Origin of the sequence: Streptomyces sp. UNOB3_S3 (genome assembly GCF_020740895.1) — a bacterium.
Taxonomy (GTDB): domain Bacteria; phylum Actinomycetota; class Actinomycetes; order Streptomycetales; family Streptomycetaceae; genus Streptomyces.
The window spans coordinates 1-18,624 of the sequence record NZ_JAILXP010000120.1 but is presented as its reverse complement, the minus strand read 5'-3'; the positions used below and the strand labels follow the sequence as shown (position 1 = coordinate 18,624).

Below are 18,624 nucleotides of genomic sequence, written 5' to 3'. Positions count from 1 at the left end.
CCCGGGCGGGGTGGTGGTCGGTGACCTCGACGACGAGGCTGCCGCCGCGCGCCGGGTCGAGCCGGCACTCCAGGTCGACCGATGTCCCGGCGTGCACCACGGCGTTGGTCACCAGCTCGCTGACCAGCAGCGTGGCGTCGTCGGTGACCATGGCGTGGGCGTTCCACCCGGCGAGCACGCTGCGGACGAACCGCCGGGCGGCGGAGGGCGCGCGGGCGTCGCCGGGCAGGCTGGTGCGGGCCGTGGGCGGTCCGGTCGGCGGCGGGTCCGGGCTACGAGCCGGGGTGCGCGGAACCGGCCCGTCCGTCCGGGGCTTCGGTGATGTCCTCACAGTGGCGCTCCTGACCGCATACGGCATAGTGCGGATTTCACCACCGACAGACTGACAGACTGTCGGTGTTCAGGTGCGCCGAGCTGAGTAAGTGACCGCTATGGGAGTACACGGGCCGCGCGGCCCCCGACCGGCCTCCCCGACGGCCCCACCTGTCAGTCCTCCCTGGAGCCCGCGTACATCTCCTCGATCAGGTCCTTGTACGTACGCTCGACGACCGGCCGCTTGAGCTTGAGGCTGGGCGTCAACTCTCCGTGCTCGATGTCCAGATCGCGGGGCAGCAGCCGGAACTTCTTGATCGTCTGCCAGCGCTGGAGCCCCTCGTTGAGCTCCCGCACATAGCCCCCGATGAGCTCCTCGGTCTCCGGGGCGGCAACCACCTCCGCGTACGACCGGTCCTCCATGCCCTGTTCCTTGGCCCAGGCCAGCAGGGCCGGGCCGTCCAGGGCGATGAGGGCGGTGCAGTAATTGCGGTCGGCGCCGTGCACCAGGATGTTGGAGACGTAGGGGCACACGGCCTTGAAGCGGCCCTCGATCTCGGCGGGGGCGATGTACTTGCCGCCCGATGTCTTGATCAGGTCCTTCTTCCGGTCGGTGATCCGCAGATAGCCGTCCGGGGAGAGCTCGCCGATGTCGCCGGTGTGGAACCAGCCGTCCGGCTCCAGGACCTCGCCGGTCTTCTCGGGCTGGCCGTGGTAGCCCTCCATGACGCCGGGGCTGCGCAGCAGGATCTCGCCGTCGTCGGCGATACGGACCTCGGTGCCGGGCAGGGGCTTGCCGACCGTGCCGGTGCGGTAGGCCTCGCCGGGGTTGACGAGGCTGGCGGCGCTGGTCTCGGTGAGGCCGTAGCCCTCCAGGATGTGGATGCCGGCGCCGGCGAAGAAGTAGCCGATGTCGGGGGCGAGGGCGGAGGCGCCGGAGACGCAGGCGCGCAGCCGGCCGCCGAAGGCGTCGCGGATCTTGGCGTAGACGAGGGCGTCGGCGACGCGGTGCTTGGCGGCGAGCCCGAAGGGGACGGCCTTGCTGCCGGTGCGGCGGTAGTTGTCCTGGGAGACCTTGGCGTACTCGCGGGCGACCTCGGCCGCCCAGCGGAAGATCCTGTACTTGGCCGGGCCGCCCGCGCGGGCCTTGGCCGCGACGCCGTTGTAGACCTTCTCGAAGATCCGGGGGACGGCGGCCATATAGGTGGGCCGGACGACGGGCAGATTCTCGATGATCTTGTCGACCCGGCCGTCCACGGCGGTGATGTGCCCGACGCTGATGTGCCCGGCGGTGAGCACCTTGCCGAAGACGTGGGCGAGCGGCAGCCACAGGTACTGCACGTCGTCGGGGCGGACGAGCTCGGTGGCCTGGATCGCGCGGGACATGTACGACCAGGCGTCGTGGCGCAGCCGTACGCCCTTGGGGCGGCCGGTGGTGCCGGAGGTGTAGATGAGGGTGGCGAGCTGCTCGGGGCGCAGGGCGGCGATGCGGTCCTTGACGGCCCCGGGGTGGGCCTCCAGCCGGGCGGTGCCGCGCTTCTCCAGGTCGGCGAGGGAGAGCACCCAGCCCTCCGGGTCGCCCTCGGCGGGGACGGCGTCGGCCGCCTCGATGACGACGACATGGGCGAGGTGCGGGAGTTCGGCGCGGCGCAGCCGGGCCTTGGCCAGCTGGGCGGCGTCCTCGGCGATCATGACCCGGCAGCCGGCGTCGGAGAGCATGAAGGCGGTCTCGTCGGCGTTGGTGCTGGGGTAGACGGGCGTGGTGGCGGTGCCCGCGCACATGATGCCGAGGTCGGCAAGGATCCACTCCACCCGGGTGGAGCAGGCGAGGGCGACGCGTTCCTGGGGGTCGACGCCGAGGTCGATCAGGCCGGCCGCGATGGCGAAGACACGGTCGGCGGCCTGCCGCCAGGTGAGCGAGGCCCAGGTGTCGGGGCCCTCGCCGGAGGGGGACGGCACGGGGTGGCGGTAGGCCTCCGCGTCCGGTGTGGCCTCGACCCGTTCGAGGAAGAGCGTCGCCACGGAGGGCGGCCTGTTCTCGATCAGAGCCTGTGTCTCGGTCACGGCATCCTCCGGAGCCCGCTTCGTCGCTGGACTGCTTTCGCTGCTCGACTGCTCTTACGACTGCTCTTACGACCCGCGCTGGTGACTGGCGAGTAACCTGCGCGAGCAGTGATCAGACTAGAGCGGAAGGGCTGCTCGCGTAAGAGTGCGAGGGAACACGGTTTGAGCCACTAGAGATCACCGGATCCCACAAACGGCGACGTGCCCCGACCGGGACCGGTCGGGGCACGTCGTGCGCCGCGCAGTGGGCGCGTGAGAACTCGCGTGGGGGCTACTTCTTGCCCTTCTCGCCACTCTCGTCGCTGGACAGCACCGCGATGAAGGCCTCCTGGGGGACCTCCACGCTGCCGACCATCTTCATGCGCTTCTTGCCTTCCTTCTGCTTCTCGAGCAGCTTCCGCTTACGGGAGATGTCACCGCCGTAGCACTTGGCGAGGACGTCCTTGCGGATGGCGCGCACGGTCTCACGGGCGATGACCCGCGAGCCGATGGCGGCCTGAATCGGCACCTCGAAGTTCTGCCGGGGGATGAGCTCGCGCAGCTTGGCGACGAGACGGACGCCGTACGCGTACGCCTTGTCCTTGTGGGTGATCGCCGAGAAGGCGTCGACCTTGTCGCCGTGCAGCAGGATGTCGACCTTGACCAGGTCGGCGGTCTGCTCGCCGGTGGGCTCGTAGTCGAGGGAGGCGTAGCCGCGGGTCTTGGACTTCAGCTGGTCGAAGAAGTCAAAGACGATCTCCGCGAGGGGCAGGGTGTAGCGCAGCTCGACCCGGTCCTCGGAGAGGTAGTCCATGCCCAGCATCGTGCCGCGGCGGGACTGGCAGAGCTCCATGATCGCGCCGACGAACTCGGTGGGGGCGAGGACGGTCGCCTTGACGACCGGCTCGTGCACCTCGGCGATCTTGCCCTCGGGGAACTCGCTCGGGTTGGTGACGACGTGCTCGACGCCGTCCTCCATCCGCACGTTGTAGACCACGTTGGGCGCGGTGGCGATGAGGTCGAGGCCGAACTCGCGCTCCAGCCGCTCGCGGACCACGTCCAGGTGGAGCAGGCCGAGGAAGCCGACGCGGAAGCCGAAGCCGAGGGCCGCCGAGGTCTCCGGCTCGTAGACCAGCGCGGCGTCGTTGAGCTGCAGCTTGTCGAGGGCCTCGCGCAGCTCCGGGTAGTCCGAGCCGTCCAGCGGGTACAGGCCCGAGAACACCATCGGCTTGGGGTCCTTGTAGCCGCCCAGCGCCTCGGTGGCGCCGTTCTGCTGGGAGGTGATCGTGTCACCGACCTTGGACTGCCGCACGTCCTTCACGCCGGTGATGATGTAGCCCACCTCGCCGACGCCGAGGCCGTCGGCGGGCGTCATCTCGGGCGAGGAGACGCCGATCTCCAGCAGCTCGTGGGTGGCGCCGGTCGACATCATCTTGATGCGCTCGCGCTTCTTGAGCTCACCGTCGACGACCCTGACGTACGTGACCACACCGCGGTAGGAGTCATAGACCGAGTCGAAGATCATCGCGCGGGCCGGGGCGTCCTTGACGCCGACCGGGGCCGGGACCTGGGCGACGACCTTGTCGAGCAGCTCGTCGACGCCGACGCCGGTCTTCGCGGAGACCCGGAGCACGTCCTCGGGCTCGCAGCCGACGAGGTTGGCCAGCTCGGCGGCGAACTTGTCCGGCTGTGCGGCCGGCAGGTCGATCTTGTTGAGGACCGGGATGATCGTGAGGTCGTTCTCCATCGCCAGGTAGAGGTTGGCGAGGGTCTGGGCCTCGATGCCCTGGGCGGCGTCCACGAGGAGGATGCAGCCCTCGCACGCGGCCAGGGACCGCGAGACCTCGTAGGTGAAGTCCACGTGGCCCGGCGTGTCGATCATGTTGAGGATGTGGGTGTTGCCCTTGTCCTCGGTGGGCGCCCAGGGCAGCCGGACCGCCTGGGACTTGATCGTGATGCCGCGCTCGCGCTCGATGTCCATCCGGTCGAGGTACTGCGCGCGCATCTGCCGCTGGTCGACCACGCCGGTCAGCTGGAGCATCCGGTCGGCGAGCGTCGACTTGCCGTGGTCGATATGCGCGATGATGCAGAAGTTACGGATCAGAGCCGGGTCGGTACGGCTCGGCTCGGGCACGTTGGTAGGGGTGGCGGGCACGCAGGATCCATTCGGTGACTTCGGCGCGGAAACGCCAGTCTCGGCGGGAGTCGGGTATACGACCCCACCATGGTCCCATGAGCGGCGGGTACGGTCCGGTTTGGGACGGCCGAGTGGCTGCTGGTAGCCTGGTGCACTGTGCCTGTCGTGCCTCTCACACGACACCCGGCACTGATCGAAATCCAACGAACCTGAAAAGGCTCTTTTCGTGGCGAACATCAAGTCCCAGATGAAGCGGAACAAGACCAACGAGAAGGCGCGCCTGCGTAACAAGGCCGTCAAGTCCTCGGTCAAGACCGCTGTCCGTGCGGCCCGCGAGGCCATCGTCGCCGGTGACGCCGAGAAGGCCACCGCCGCCGTCGCCTTCGCCGGCAAGAAGCTCGACAAGGCCGCCAGCAAGGGTGTCCTGCACAAGAACGCCGCCGCCAACAAGAAGTCGGCGCTGGCCAAGCAGGTTGCCGCCCTCCAGGGCTGAAGCCTTTCCGGGGCGTGAGCCCCGGTTCCTTCGCCGGTACGGATCCAGCGGCCCCTCTACCGCTCCGTTCCCGGCACCCCGCCGCGCTCGGTCGTTCGCCACGCGGGTGCGGCATGAGCCCTTCGGGCTCACCTGAACGATCTCGGAGGCCCGTCTCCGCCCTTCCCCAGGGCGGAGACGGGCCTCCGGGCGTTTCCGGGGCTTTCGCCCCGGGACGGGTGTGCTCTACGCGCGGCTGCGGGCGGCCCGGGCCACTGCCACCACCGCCTTTTCCAGCGCGTACTCGGGGTCGTCACTGCCGCCCTTGACGCCGGCGTCGGCCTCGGCGATCGCGGTGAGCGCGGCCGCCACCCCGTCCGCCGACCAGCCGCGCATCTGCTGGCGCACCCGGTCGATCTTCCACGGCGGCATGCCCAGCTCACGGGCGAGATCCCCGGGGCGGGCGCCGCGCGGCGCGGAGGCGAGCTTGCCGATCGAGCGGACGCCCTGGGCCAGGGCACTGGTGATCAGCACGGGGGCGACACCCGTGGAGATCGCCCAGCGCAGGGCCTCCAGGGCCTCGGCCGCCCGGCCCTCCACGGCACGGTCGGCGACGGTGAAGCTGGAGGCCTCCGCGCGTCCCGTGTAGTAGCGGGCGACGACGGACTCGTCGATGACGCCCTCGATGTCCGCGACGAGCTGGGCGCAGGCGCTCGCCAGCTCGCGCAGATCGCTGCCGATGGCGTCGACCAGGGCCTGGCAGGCCTCCGGCGTCGCGGAACGGCCGGTCGCGCGGAACTCCCCGCGGACGAACGCGAGCCGGTCCGCCGGCTTCGTCATCTTCGGGCAGGCGACCTCACGGGCCCCGGCCTTGCGGGCCGCGTCCAGCAGCCCCTTGCCCTTGGCGCCTCCCGCGTGGAGCAGCACCAGGGTGATCTCCTCGGCGGGCGCGCCGAGGTAGCCCTTCACGTCCTTGATCGTGTCCGCGGAGAGGTCCTGGGCATTGCGGACGATCACGACTTTGCGCTCGGCGAACAGCGACGGGCTGGTCAGCTCGGCCAGCGTGCCGGGCTGGAGCGCGTCCGGGGTGAGATCCCGGACGTCGGTGTCCGCGTCGGCCGCGCGGGCGGCCGCCACCACCTCCTGAACAGCGCGGTCGAGGAGGAGATCCTCCTGGCCCACGGCGATCGTCACGGGCGCGAGCAGGTCGTCGGTTGCAGTCTTCCTGGCCATCGTGACCAGCATCCCATGCGCCAGTGACAGACCCCGCCGAAAGCCGCTGGAGGCATACCGCACAATAAGCGGGTGACCAGCGCTTCTCCCTTCTCTTCCCAGTCTTCCGACCCCGTACGGCACCTGCTGGTGCTGCCCGACCGCGACGCCGCCGAGGAGGCGGCCGAGGAGGCGGGACGGCGGTTCATACTCGACGACGACCCCGAGATCGTCCGCGAGGCGCTCGCCGGTGAGGACGACGCCGAGGACGCCCAGTGGCTGGTCGTCATCGACGACCCCGACGGCGAGCTCGACCGCGCCGCGCTGCGCGAGCTCGCCGAGGAGTACGACGGCTGGACCGAGGTCGAGTAGCACCCCCGGACCGGTGGCCCGGTGACGTGAGGCGGAGGTGGCGGCCGGGGTGGGATCAGCTCCCCTGACCCGCGCCCCGCACCTCGGGGATCCGCTCCAGCTCCAGGCCGAAGTGCTCCTGGTAGGCGGCCGCCACCTCCCCTTCCGCCAGCGTCCGCTCCACGCGCCCGCCGACATCCGTCGTCACGAGCGTGCGGCCGCTGATGGTGATCCGGCCGCCGTCCTCGGTGAGGCGGGAGCAGAGCACCGACTGCCCGAACGGCGACAGCGGCGAGGTCCGGTGCCACCAGTTGCCGACCTCGAAGTCGGCCAGCGCCCGGGGGCGCCGCTCCAGGCGGTACTGCACCGCTCCGTCCTTGCTGACGTCCAGGTCCCCCTCCTCCGTCTCGGCGATCCGGAACACCCCTCCCGGGTCCAGCTGGTCGCCGCGTTCGGTGAAGCTCAGCGGGTGGTGGCTGTTCCGGCCGAAGCCGACGTCCACCAGCCACTCCTGCCGCTGTACGCCGTCCGGTCGGGTGCCGGTCCTGACCAGCAGGGCCAGGTGGTCGAAGGGGATCCCGAACTTCCCGTCCGGCCCCATCACCCGTGCCGCCAGCAGCGTCACCTCATAGCCGAGCGCCGTCAGCAGCTCCGCGAACGCGCCGTTGATCTCGTAGCAGTAGCCTCCCCTCCTCCTGTGCACCACCTTGTCCACCAGGGCCCCGCCCTCCAGCACGATCTCCTCACCGAGGTGGATCGAGAGGTTCTCGAAGGGCACCGCCACGAGATGGCGGAACTGAAGGTCCCGTAGCGCCTCCGAGGTGGGGGCGGCCGGGCGGGTGGCGTCGATGTGACGGAGGTAGGCGTCGATGTCCGCTGCGTGCATGACTCCGTTATCCCCCGGACGGGGAGGGCACGGCATCGGTCCACAGTCCTAGATCGTCTCGGTCTTTCTGCCGGGCGGTCTCCTCTCCCGCGGCTTCTCCTTCTCCCCGCGACGGCGACCGGGCCGTCCCGCCCGCCCGTGACGGCCACCGGGCCGTCGGTGTCGGTGCGCAGGACCGCCGCCCCCTGCTCCCGCAGCGCGCCGATCGTGCGGGCCGCCGGATGGCCGTAGGGGTTGCCGGCGCCCACGGAGATCACCGCCAGCCGGGGGTGGAGCCCGCGCGTCAGCCGGGGGTCCTGATAGGCCGAACCATGGTGGGCCACCTTGAGGACGTCCACCGGAGGAAGCCCGGGGTGCGTCTCCCACAGCTCCTGCTGTGCGGGCGGTTCGAGATCCCCCAGCAGCAGGAAAGTCAGCCCGCCCGTACGGACGAGGAGGACGACGCTGGCGTCATTGGGACCGTCCTCCGCCACGGCCGACGTCCCGGCGGGCGGCGGCCACAGCACCTCCCACGACAGCCCGCCCACACGCCGCCGCTCCCCCGGCACCGCCTCGACGACCGGCACCCCCGCCCGGCGGGCCTCCCTCCGGACGAACGCCGCCTGACCCGGCGGCAGGGCGTACGGCGTCGTCTCGATCGCCCCCACCGCGCGACCGCGCAGCACCCCCGGCAGGCCGTCGACGTGGTCGGCGTGGCAGTGGCTCAACAGCAGCAACGGCACCTCGTCGACGCCCAGCCGCCTCAGGCAGCGGTCGACGGCTCTCGGCTCGGGCCCGGCGTCGACGAGAACCGCGCTGTGCGGGCCGGTGGCGAGCACGAGGGCGTCCCCCTGGCCGACATCGCACGCGACCATCCGCCAATCGGGCGGCGGCCATCCGGTGAGGCCCCTCGTCAGGGGCGCCGGGCGGACCACGGCGAGCAACAGGGCCAGCGCGCACGCCCCGCAGACCCACGGGCCGCGCAGCACCCGCCCTGCGGCCAGGAGGACGACCACCGTCGCCGCCGCCAGCCACAGCCCGCCCGCCCAGCCGCCGGGCCAGTCCAGCTCGGCCCCGGGCAGCCCCGCTCCGGTCCGGGCGACGGTCGCCGTCCACCGCGCCGGCCAGCCCGCCAGCCAGGCGAGGCCCTCGGCGAGCGGCGGCGCGAGCGGGGCCGCGGCGAGCGCGGCGAACCCCAGGACCGTGGCGGGCGCGACCGCCGGTTCGGCGAGCAGATTGCACGGCACCGCCACCAGGCTCACCCTCGCCGCCAGCACGGCGATCACCGGCGCGCACACGGCCTGCGCCGCGCCCGCCGCCGCGAGGGCCTCCGCGATCCTGGGCGGCACCCCGCGCCGCCGCAGCGCCGCCGCCCAGCGCGGGGCGAGGGTCAGCAGGGCGCCGGTGGCCAGGACCGAGAGCAGAAAGCCATAGCTCCGCGCCAGCCACGGGTCGTAGAGGACGAGCAGGAGCACGGCGCCCGCCAGCGCGGGCAGCAGACCGCGACGCCGGCCCGTCCCGATGGCCAGCAGAGTGATCAGCCCGCACACGGCGGCCCGCAGCACGCTCGGCTCGGGGCGGCACACCACCACGAACCCGAGCGCCAGCCCGCCGCCGAGGACGGCCGTCAGCCGCAACGGGATCCCCAGCCGGGCCGCGAGCCCACGGCGCTCGGCGCGCGAGGCGAGATGCGGCGGCCCGACGAGCACGGCCAGCAGCACCGCGAGGTTTCCCCCGGACACGGCCAGAAGGTGCGTCAGATCCGTGGCCCGGAACGCCTCTTCGAGGTCGGAGGGGACGCGCGAGGTGTCCCCGACGACCAGGCCGGGCAGCAGCGCCCGGGCGTCCGGCGCCAGCCCGTCGGCCGCCTCGCGCAGCCCGGCACGCAACCGGCCCGCCGCCCGCTGCACCAGGGACGGGCCCGCGACGACCCTCGGTGGGCCGCTGTCACCGACCCGGACGACGGCCGCGACACGGTCGCCCGGCCGGGAGGGCGGCATCAGCCGGCCGTCCACCCTCAGCTCGGTGGAGGGCAGCAGCCCGAGCCATGACTGATGAACCATCAGCAGCACCGGGGTACGGACCTCTGTCGTCACCCCGCGCGTGGTGGTCACCCGGGTCGCCTCGGCCTCCACCACGACGGCGGGCGCGGCCCGGACCGAGCCCCGCACCCGTGGCCGGGTGGCCCTCGGGTCCCCGGTCACCCTCGCCTCGACGGTCGCCTCGGCATGCCGCCGTGCCAGCTCCGGCACCGGCCCGCGCCGGGTGTCCGCCCCCGCCAGCGCCCCGGCGGCCGCCCCGGCGGCGGCACACAGCAGCACGGCCGCGACCGCTCCGGCCACGCCCACCCTCCCGGCCATCCCCGCACGGCCCGGCGTGCCCGTACGTCCTCCGCCTCCGGCGCCGCGACGGACAGCGGTCACCACCAGCAGCACGCAGGACGTGAGCACCGCCGCCCCACAAGCGATGGCCACCGTCCGGCCCTCCATCGTCAGGGCGGCCGCCGCGGCGGCCCACGCGGCGAGTGCGGGGCCGACCAGTCGTAGATCGACCGAAGCGGCGTCCCGGCCCGCGTCGGTGACAGCGGCCCGTGTCATGGCTGGACCAGTGGTTTGAGGTCCGTGAAGCGGCGGGCCCCGATGCCGTTGACGTGGCGGAGGTCGGTGACCGAGCGGAAGCCCCCGTGCTGGGTGCGGTAGTCGAGGATGTGCTGGGCGAGGACCGGGCCCACGCCGGGGAGGGAGTCGAGCTGCTGGAGCGTCGCGGAGTTGAGGCTGACCGGCCCGGCCCCCGCGCCGCCGCCCGGAGGGCTCGTACCGCCGCCCGAAGCCGACGCCGGGCCTCCGAGGGCCGGGGCCGGGGCCGGGGTGCCCACCGTGATCAGTTCGCCGTCCATCAGTACGCGCGCCCGGTTGAGCCCCGTCGTGTCCGCTTCCGGGCGCGCTCCCCCGGCGGCCTCCAGCGCGTCCTCGACCCGGGAGCCCGGTGGCAGGCGCTGGACCCCGGGACGCCGCACCTTGCCCGCCACGTCCACCACCACGCTCCGCGCCGACGGCCCCGGGCCGGGCATCGCCGGGACGGCCGCCGGTGGCGACGCCGCGACCGGCCCCTCACGCGCCGGCACCCGGACCGTCCGTGGGCGCCCCGACCAGAAGTGGTACGCGCCCAAGGCGACCGCCGCGACCAGCACGGCCGTCAGCGCCGCGAGCGTCCTCGGCGCGATGCCGCACCGCAGCCGTACCCACAGGGGCAGCCGGTCCCCCAGTGCCTCGCGCCAGCTCCGCCCCCTTCGCGTGCGCACAGCGTCGGAGTCGGCATCAGTCGCCGCGCGGTCGCGCAGCGAGCCGAGGCCCAGGTCAAGGGCGGTCACGGTACGTGTCGGAGAGGCCGCGAAGGAAGTCATGCCGTCACGCTAGGTGACGTCACCCGATCCTGTCCGGAGTCCTCAATTCCTGTGGAACACCGGTCGGTTGTGGAAAATCCCGTCACTCACAGGAGGAGCACCATCCCCTCCTCACCTCGCCGAGACCACCACGCCCAGCAGCCCCGGCCCCGTGTGCGCCCCGATGACCGCGCCGACCTCGCTCACATGGAGTTCCACCAGCCCCGGCACCCGCTCCCGCAGCCGCTCCGAGAGCAGCGCGGCCCGCTCCGGGGCCGCCAGGTGGTGCACCGCGACGTCGACGGGCGCGGCACCCGCGCGCTCGACGACGATCTCCTCCAGCCTGGCGATCGCCTTCGAGGCCGTACGGACCTTCTCTCTCAGCTCGATGCGGCCGCCGTCCAGCTGGAGCAGTGGTTTGACGGCGAGCGCCGAGCCCAGCAGCGCCTGGGCTGCGCCGATGCGCCCGCCGCGGCGCAGATAGTCGAGGGTGTCGACGTAGAAGTAGGCGGCCGTGCCCTGCGCGCGCTTCTCCGCGGCGGCCACCGCCTCGTCGAGCGTGCCGCCCGCCTCGGCGGTCCCGGCGGCGGCGAGGGCGCAGAAGCCGAGGGCCATCGCGACCATGCCGGTGTCCACGACCCGTACCGGCACCGGCGCCTCCTTCGCCGCGAGCACCGCCGCGTCGTAGGTGCCCGAGAACTCGGAGGAGAGGTGGAGGGAGACGATGCCGTCGGCGCCGGCCTCGGCGGCGGCGCGGTAGGCGGCCGCGAAGTCCTCGGGGGCGGGGCGCGAGGTGGTCACCGGCCGGCGTTTCTGGAGGGCCTGGGCGACCGACCGGGCCGAGATCTCGGTGCCTTCCTCCAGCGCCTCGTCGCCCAGGACCACCGTCAGCGGTACGGCGACGATGCCGTGCCGCTCCATCGCCTGAGCGGGCAGATAGGCCGTGGAATCAGTGATGATCGCGACATGGCGGGACATGCCCCGGAGGTTACCCGCCGGGCCGCCGCCACGGCAGTGCGGGGCCCGGGCCGCCTGATCGTTTCCGCTGGTCAGGGGCGCTTCGCTCAGGCGGGGCTTTCCGGATGCTTGACCTTCTCCCATGTGTACCCCCATTGCCGGGAGCCATCCCTCCCGCTGATCGCGGGCCGCTCCGGCCCGGCAGCGGATCCAGCGGCACCGGCGGACCCGGTGGACCCGGCCGTACCAGCGGACCCCGCCGCCGGCTTCGCCTTGGGCTCCGCGCCCGCATTCGTGCCCGGACCCGCGTCGGCCTCCCAGTGGCGGAGCGCGCCCGTCTCCATGCGGATCTGCTCGCTCAGCAGCGACAGCTCGTCGTCGGCGAACTGCCGGGCCCGGTCCTGGGCGGCGAAGCGCAGCGAGTCGGCGGAGTGCGTGACCTGCTTGGTGCGTTCCCGCAGGTCGGGCAGGCAGGCGGCGAGACGCTCCCGGTCGGGCTCGGACTCCAGCTTGCGCAGGTCGTCGTCGAGCTCGCGGCCGTGCGCGCTGAGGCGGTCGAAGAGGGCCAGGGACTCGGTCAGGGAGGGGTCGTCCTTCAGGCCCTCCCGCAGCACTTCCTGGGTGGCGCGCATCGACGTGCGCAGCAACAGGCGCAGTTCGGCGACCTCGCCCGCCGGGCCGGCCTGGGTGAACTGGCGTGCCTTGAGCCGGGTGTCCTCGACCGTGCGGCGGGCCTGGGTGACGGCCTGGTCGACGCCGTTCTTGACGGTCCGGACCGCCTTGACCGTGGCGATCACCGCCAGCGTCACGACGAGCGCACAGATCAGGGCGATGATCACGGCCGCGGCTACCATTCGCGCTCCTCAGCAAGCGGGACACAAGCGGGACACTCGGCGAGCCCCGAAGAGCCCGTCGGCGGGGCGCCCCCGCCTCCTCTCCACCGTAAACGCAACGGGCAGGCCGCGGGTTCCTTCGGAACCCCCAACCTGCCCGTAGGGACAAACCCCCAGCGACGAACTCCTAGCGCGTCACGCGGCGCGTCACGCCGGGACGATGTTCACCAGCTTCGGCGCCCGCACGATGACCTTGCGGATGCCCGCGCCGCCCAGCGCGGCGACGACCGCCGGGTCGGCCAGCGCGACCTTCTCCAGCTCCTCGTCGGAGATCGACGGGGCGACCTCCAGGCGGGCCTTGACCTTGCCCTTGATCTGGACGACGCAGGTCACGGTCTCGTCGACCAGGTAGGCCGGGTCGGCGGCGGGGAAGTCCGCGTGGACGACCGAGCCCTCGTGGCCGAGCTTGCGCCACAGCTCCTCGGCGATGTGCGGGGCCAGCGGAGCGATCAGCAGCACCAGGCCCTCGGCGACCGTGCGCGGCACCTCGTTCAGCTTGGTGACGTGGTTGTTCAGCTCGGTCACCTTGGCGATGGCGGTGTTGAAGCGCAGGTTCGCCATGTCCTGGCCGACGCCGTCGAACGCCTTGTGCAGGGCGCGCAGCGTCGCCTCGTCGGCCTCGGTGTCGACGACCGTGACCTCGCCGGTGTTCTCGTCGACGACGTTGCGCCACAGGCGCTGGAGCAGCCGGTACTGGCCGACGACCGCGCGCGTGTCCCACGGGCGGGAGACGTCCAGCGGGCCCATCGCCATCTCGTACAGGCGCAGGGTGTCGGCGCCGTACTCGACGCAGATCTCGTCCGGGGTGACGGCATTCTTCAGGGACTTGCCCATCTTGCCGAGCAGCCGGCTGACCTTGCCGCCCTCGTAGTAGAACGCGCCGCCGCTCTCCTCCACCTCGGCGGCGGGCACCGCGATGCCGCGCGCGTCACGGTAGACGTACGCCTGGATCATGCCCTGGTTGTAGAGCTTGTGGAACGGCTCGGCCGAGGAGATGTGGCCCAGGTCGAAGAGGACCTTCGACCAGAAGCGGGCGTACAGCAGGTGCAGCACGGCGTGCTCGGCACCGCCGACGTACAGGTCGACGCCGCCGTGCGGCTGGCCCTCGCGCGGGCCCATCCAGTACCGCTCGGCGTCGGCGGAGACCAGCTGCTCGTCGTTGCGCGGGTCCAGGTAGCGCAGCTCGTACCAGCAGGAACCGGCCCAGTTGGGCATGGTGTTGGTCTCGCGGCGGTACCGCTTCGGCCCGTCGCCCAGGTCCAGCTCGACATCGACCCACTCCTCGTTGCGGGAGAGGGGGGTCTCCGGGGAGGTGTCGGCGTCGTCCGGGTCGAAGGTGCGCGGGGTGTAGTCGTCGACCTCGGGCAGCTCCAGCGGGAGCATCGACTCGGGCAGCGCGTGGGCGACGCCGTTCTCGTCGTAGACGATCGGGAAGGGCTCGCCCCAGTAGCGCTGGCGGCTGAAGAGCCAGTCGCGCAGGCGGAAGTTGATGGTGCCCTCGCCGATGCCGCGCGCCTCCAGGTGGGCGATCGCGGCGCGCTTGGCCTCGTCGACCTGCATGCCGTCGAGGTTCAGCTCGGCGTTGGCCGAGTTGATCGCCGGGCCCTGGCCGGTGTAGGCCTCGCCCTCCCAGCCCTCGGGCGGCTGGACGGTGCGGATGATGGGCAGCTCGAAGACGGTGGCGAACTCCCAGTCGCGCTCGTCCTGGCCGGGCACGGCCATGATCGCGCCGGTGCCGTAGCCCATCAGGACGTAGTCGGCGACGAAGACGGGGACGCGCTCGCCGGTCAGCGGGTTGAGGGCGTACGCGCCGGTGAAGACGCCGGTCTTGTCCTTGCCCTCGGTCTGCCGCTCGACGTCGGTCTTGGACTGCGCCTGCTTGCGGTAGGCGGCGACGGCCTCGGCCGGGGTGCTCGCGCCACCGGTCCAGATGTCCTTGGTGCCCTCGGGCCACTCGGCGGGCACGATCGTGTCGATCAGGTCGTGCTCGGGGGCCAGCACCATGTAGGTGGCGCCGAAGAGGGTGTCGGGGCGGGTGGTGAAGACGGTGATCTGCCGGTCCTCGGCGCCGGCGACCCGGAAGCCGACGCGCGCGCCCTCGCTGCGGCCGATCCAGTTGCGCTGCTGGAGCTTGATGGCCTCGGGCCAGTCCAGGGCGTCCAGGTCGTCGATCAGGCGGTCCGCGTAGGCGGTGATCCGCATGTTCCACTGGCGCAGCTTGGACTTGAAGACGGGGTAGTTGCCGCGCTCGGAGCGGCCGTCGGCGGTGACCTCCTCGTTGGCCAGCACGGTGCCCAGGCCGGGGCACCAGTTCACCGGCGCGTCGGAGGCGTAGGCCAGGCGGTAGCCGCCCAGCACCTCGTCGCGCTCGACGGGGCTCAGCTCGCTCCAGGCGCGGCCGCCGGGGACCTCACGCCGGCCGCTGTCGAACTCGGCGACGAGCTCGGCGATCGGGCGGGCCTTCCTGGCCTCCGTGTCGTACCAGGAGTTGAAGATCTGGAGGAAGATCCACTGGGTCCACTTGTAGTACTCCGGCTCGATCGTCGCGAACGAGCGGCGCTTGTCGTGGCCCAGGCCCAGCCGGCGCAGCTGGGCCTTCATGTTCTCGATGTTGGCCTCGGTGGACACCCGGGGGTGGGTGCCGGTCTGCACGGCGTACTGCTCGGCGGGCAGGCCGAAGGCGTCGAAGCCGAGGGTGTGGAGGACGTTGTGGCCCGTCATGCGGTGGTAGCGCGCGTAGACGTCCGTGGCGATGTAGCCCAGGGGGTGGCCGACGTGGAGGCCCGCGCCCGAGGGGTACGGGAACATGTCCATGATGAACTTCTTGGGGCGGGCGACGACGGCCTCGTCGCCGGCCAGCTCACCGCTGGGGTTGGGCGCGGCGTACGTGCCGTTCGCGTCCCAGAAGTCCTGCCAGCGCGCCTCGATGTCGGCGGCCAGCGCGGCCGTGTAGCGGTGCGGGGCGGCCACCTCTGCGGCGGTGGGGGTCTCGCTCATCGTCCTCAAAGCTCCATCGATCGTCGTCTGTCGCCTGTCCGCTCACGGTCCGGAGCCACAGGGCCCGGGGCCGCAAATGAAAAAACCCCTCGCACAGGAGGGGATGCCGCGCCGATGCCGGTCCGGACCGCCGAGGGGTCGGCGATCACCTGCCGGTGCTTGATCAGCGCGGCTCGCTAAGCAGAAGGCGTACGGCACGCATGGGGTCAGGTTACCCCAGCGGGCCCGGGGCCCGCACCGACGCGTGGTACGGGCGGGCCCCGGGTTCCGGCAGGGGGTCAGCGGTGTCCCGGCGGGGGTCAGCGGTGCTGACGGGGCACGTACGAGGTGACGTAGCCGTCGGCGGGGGTGCCGACGCCGGTGACGTTGTCGTAGCCGACGGTCGCGGAGAGCGAGCTGTCGCTGCCCAGGGTGCGCAGCGAGGTGAGCAGGCCGCCCTTGGCGTCGACGCCGTTGGCGTAGTCGACGCGGACGTCGCCGATGGTCCGGCCCTGGCCGAGCGGGTGGTCGGTGACGTCGTGGTAGGCGGCGGTGCCGTAGCGGTCGTAGATGCCCGGGTTGGCGAAGCCGATCGGGACGCCGTGCCGGGCCTGCTGGGCCAGCGCCTGGACGCCCGCGATCACGGGCGCGGCCAGGGAGGTGCCGCCGATGCGGTACTCGTCGTACTTCACCGAGCCGTCGGGGAAGGTCTGGGTCTGGCCGACGAGGAAGCCGGTGGTGGAGTCGGCGACGGCCGCGATGTCGGGCCCGACGCGCATCGGCTTGGCGGTGCCGTTCGCCTTCGCCAGCGTGTCGGGGACGACGCCGCGCTGGTAGAAGGGCTGCTCGAAGACCTTGCTGGTGCCGCCGCCGGCGCCGCCGGTGAAGGCGCCGGGCATGCCCTCCCAGGTCAGCCCGTCCTTGGACAGGGCGGCCTTGTGGGTGCCCCAGCCGGTCTCCCACAGGTACTTGTCGCCCTTGCCGACGGCCAGGGAGGTGCCGCCCACGGAGGTGACCCACGGGGAGTTGGCGGGCGTGTCGACCTGCTTCACGCCGTGCTTGGCGACGTTGTCGCCGTCGTCGCCGGAGGAGAAGTAGAAGCCGATGCCCTCGACGGCGCCCTTCTGGAAGACCTGGTCGTACGCGGCCGCCACGTCCGGGGACTCATTGGCCTCGACGTCGCCCCAGGAGTTGGAGACGATGTCGGCCAGCCGGTTGTCGACGATCTTGTGCAGGGAGTCGATCAGGTCGTCGTCCTGGCAGGAGGAGCCTGCGACGTAGACGATGTCCGCGTCCGGGGCGACGGCGTGCACGGCCTCGACGTCGAGGGTCTCCTCGCCGTACCAGCCGGCCGCGTCGCACTCCTTGGGGTCGGCGTGCGTCCAGGCGGCGGGCAGCACCTGAGAGTACTGGCCCTTGCGGTAGGCCTTGTCGCCGTTGCGCTTGGCGTACTGCTGGATGTCGGCGGCGATCGTCGGGGAGGCGTAGGCGTCGGTGATGGCGACCGTCACGCCCTTGCCGGTGAAGTTCTTCGCCCCGTAGACGGCGCGCAGCTGCTTGCCCGTGTAGCCCTTGATCGCGTACGGGGCGTGCTCGCCGTACGCGGAGGGGAGGCCGGTGTTCACGTTCGAGCCGTAGTACGTGGAGAACGGGCCGGCGTTGCGGAAGCCGGCGCTCGGGCCGGGCAGGGTGTCGCGGTGGTGGGTCAGGCGCGGGGCGTTGTTCAGGCCCACCACGGTCAGGACGGCGCCGTCGAGGCCGGCCGGGACGGAGGCGTTCCGCGCCGGGGCGTGGTAGGTCTTCCCGTCCTTGACGTAGTTGTGGAGCTCGGTGCCGAACGCCTTCCGGGCGGCGGCCGCGTCACCGGTCACGGTGACGTAGTGGTCGTTGGCGCCGGTCACCGTCAGGCCGGAGGACTTCAGCCAGCCGGTGACCGCGGCTATCTGGCCCTTGGTCGCGCCGAAACGTTCCTTCGCCTGCTGGGCCGTCAAGTACTTGCCGTACGAGGCGGACTTCGGGTCCGAGACGGCGCGCGCGTACGCGGCCAGGCCCTTGGCGTCACGGCCGGCGAGGTAGACCCGGGCGGTGACCGCCTTCTGCTCCGGGACGGCACCCCGGTCGGCCCCGGGCGTCGCCCACAGCGGCTTGGTGCCCGCCAGCGACTGACGGTCGTGCGGGCCGGAGTCGGCGTGGGCCGCGGGCACACCGAGCGCGAGCGCTCCGGCGACCAGCGGCAGGGCCGCCGCCAGGGACAGGGCGGCGCGCGTTCTGGAGCGGCTGCCGGAACGGCTTCGACGTGAAGTCAAGGAAAAACCCCCTGTGATGCGAATGGTCGGCCACACTCTGACCGATAAACCGTTCACTCAGGGGACATGTGTTCACCAAGAAGTGACCAAAGGAAGACCACGGGCGCGCAATCAAATCCACTGCGCGGGTGGTTTGTTGGGAATGCGGCCGCAAACGGATCGAACTTCCGCCGAACGAACAGACGTTAGCAGCGGCGACCGGTCGCGCACCGGGGTTGCGCGAAGCGGGCCGCGCGGACCGGTCCGCTGCCTAGCCTGCCGGGGCATGGAACTCCACCGCTTCCTCGACGAGGCCGGGGGCGTCCTCGCCCTGGTCTCGCTCACCGCGACCGTCGTCTGGGGACTCGTCGCCGCCGACCGCCTGGCCCTCGGCCCGCGCGGCAGGCTGCTCGCCCAGGCCGTGCACCGGGCCCTCGCCGTCGGTGCGCTCGGCTTCCTCCTCGTGCACGTGGGCGTCAAGGTCGCCGAGGCGCACGCCTCCGCGACCGCCGCCCTGATCCCCTTCGCCTCCGGTGTCGGCGGACGCGCCGGGCTGATCGGGCTCGGCTCGCTCGCGGGCTATCTGCTCGTGCTCGCGGCCGCGACCGGCGCCCTGCGCAGCGCCTTCGCCGGGCGAGGGCGCGCGGCACACCGCTGGCGGATCCTCCACGCGAGCGCGTACGGGGCGTGGTGCGCGGCGCTGCTGCACGGGCTGAACGCGGGGCGGGAGGCGGCGGGG

Annotated in this window: 13 protein-coding genes and 1 pseudogene; 3 read left to right on the top strand and 11 right to left on the bottom strand. The window is 72.3% G+C overall.

Translation table 11 applies throughout. The features are described 5' to 3' along the window. From K6I33_RS15455 to lepA, 3 genes are all read right to left on the bottom strand, one after another. Window positions 1-331: ATP-binding protein (locus K6I33_RS15455; protein ID WP_374284651.1), on the bottom strand; the 331-nt coding region annotated here is incomplete at its 3' end. A gap of 155 nt (window positions 332-486) precedes the next feature. Next, window positions 487-2,376, bottom strand: coding sequence for a long-chain fatty acid--CoA ligase (locus K6I33_RS15450; RefSeq protein WP_229352155.1), 1,890 nt, complete (start codon window positions 2,374-2,376; stop codon window positions 487-489). A 271-nt stretch (window positions 2,377-2,647) separates the two neighbouring features. Further along, window positions 2,648-4,510, bottom strand: coding sequence for a translation elongation factor 4 (gene lepA / locus K6I33_RS15445; protein ID WP_229352154.1), 1,863 nt, complete (start codon window positions 4,508-4,510; stop codon window positions 2,648-2,650). Window positions 4,511-4,718: 208 nt separating this feature from the next. Between lepA and rpsT the strand changes: the two genes are divergently transcribed. Further along, window positions 4,719-4,985 carry a 30S ribosomal protein S20 gene (gene rpsT / locus K6I33_RS15440; protein ID WP_229352153.1) on the top strand — a complete coding sequence of 89 codons (267 nt, stop codon included), beginning with the start codon at window positions 4,719-4,721 and terminating at the stop codon, window positions 4,983-4,985. A gap of 225 nt (window positions 4,986-5,210) precedes the next feature. Here rpsT and holA read toward each other — a convergent pair whose 3' ends face one another. Next, on the bottom strand, window positions 5,211-6,197 hold the full coding sequence (holA, locus tag K6I33_RS15435) for a DNA polymerase III subunit delta (RefSeq protein ID WP_229352152.1): 987 nt from the start codon (window positions 6,195-6,197) through the stop codon (window positions 5,211-5,213). Between the two features lie 72 nt (window positions 6,198-6,269). On the opposite strand from holA, the gene K6I33_RS15430 reads away from it, so the two are divergent. After that, window positions 6,270-6,548 carry a hypothetical protein gene (locus tag K6I33_RS15430; RefSeq protein ID WP_229352150.1) on the top strand — a complete coding sequence of 93 codons (279 nt, stop codon included), beginning with the start codon at window positions 6,270-6,272 and terminating at the stop codon, window positions 6,546-6,548. A gap of 55 nt (window positions 6,549-6,603) precedes the next feature. Here K6I33_RS15430 and K6I33_RS15425 read toward each other — a convergent pair whose 3' ends face one another. From K6I33_RS15425 to K6I33_RS15395, 7 genes are all read right to left on the bottom strand, one after another. After that, window positions 6,604-7,284, bottom strand: coding sequence for an arylamine N-acetyltransferase (locus K6I33_RS15425; RefSeq protein ID WP_229352156.1), 681 nt, complete (start codon window positions 7,282-7,284; stop codon window positions 6,604-6,606). Then, window positions 7,170-9,989 carry a ComEC/Rec2 family competence protein gene (locus tag K6I33_RS15420; protein WP_229352147.1) on the bottom strand — a complete coding sequence of 940 codons (2,820 nt, stop codon included), beginning with the start codon at window positions 9,987-9,989 and terminating at the stop codon, window positions 7,170-7,172. The genes K6I33_RS15425 and K6I33_RS15420 overlap by 115 nt, the downstream gene beginning before the upstream one ends. After that, window positions 9,986-10,762 (bottom strand): helix-hairpin-helix domain-containing protein, encoded by a 777-nt coding sequence (locus K6I33_RS15415; RefSeq protein WP_374284645.1) that lies wholly within the window; start codon window positions 10,760-10,762, stop codon window positions 9,986-9,988. The genes K6I33_RS15420 and K6I33_RS15415 overlap by 4 nt, the downstream gene beginning before the upstream one ends. Window positions 10,763-10,906: 144 nt before the next feature. Then, entirely contained in the window at window positions 10,907-11,752 is an 846-nt protein-coding gene (locus K6I33_RS15410) for a DegV family protein (protein WP_229352142.1), read from the bottom strand. An 86-nt stretch (window positions 11,753-11,838) separates the two neighbouring features. Next, entirely contained in the window at window positions 11,839-12,585 is a 747-nt protein-coding gene (locus K6I33_RS15405; protein ID WP_229352140.1) for a hypothetical protein, read from the bottom strand. Window positions 12,586-12,771: 186 nt separating this feature from the next. Next, on the bottom strand, window positions 12,772-15,621 hold the full coding sequence (gene leuS, locus K6I33_RS15400; protein ID WP_229352138.1) for a leucine--tRNA ligase: 2,850 nt from the start codon (window positions 15,619-15,621) through the stop codon (window positions 12,772-12,774). A 299-nt stretch (window positions 15,622-15,920) separates the two neighbouring features. Further along, entirely contained in the window at window positions 15,921-17,906 is a 1,986-nt protein-coding gene (locus K6I33_RS15395; RefSeq protein ID WP_229352136.1) for a protease pro-enzyme activation domain-containing protein, read from the bottom strand. Window positions 17,907-18,171: 265 nt separating this feature from the next. Here K6I33_RS15395 and K6I33_RS15390 point away from each other — a divergent pair. Then, window positions 18,172-18,624 (top strand): annotated as a pseudogene (locus K6I33_RS15390) (hypothetical protein); the annotation flags it as partial.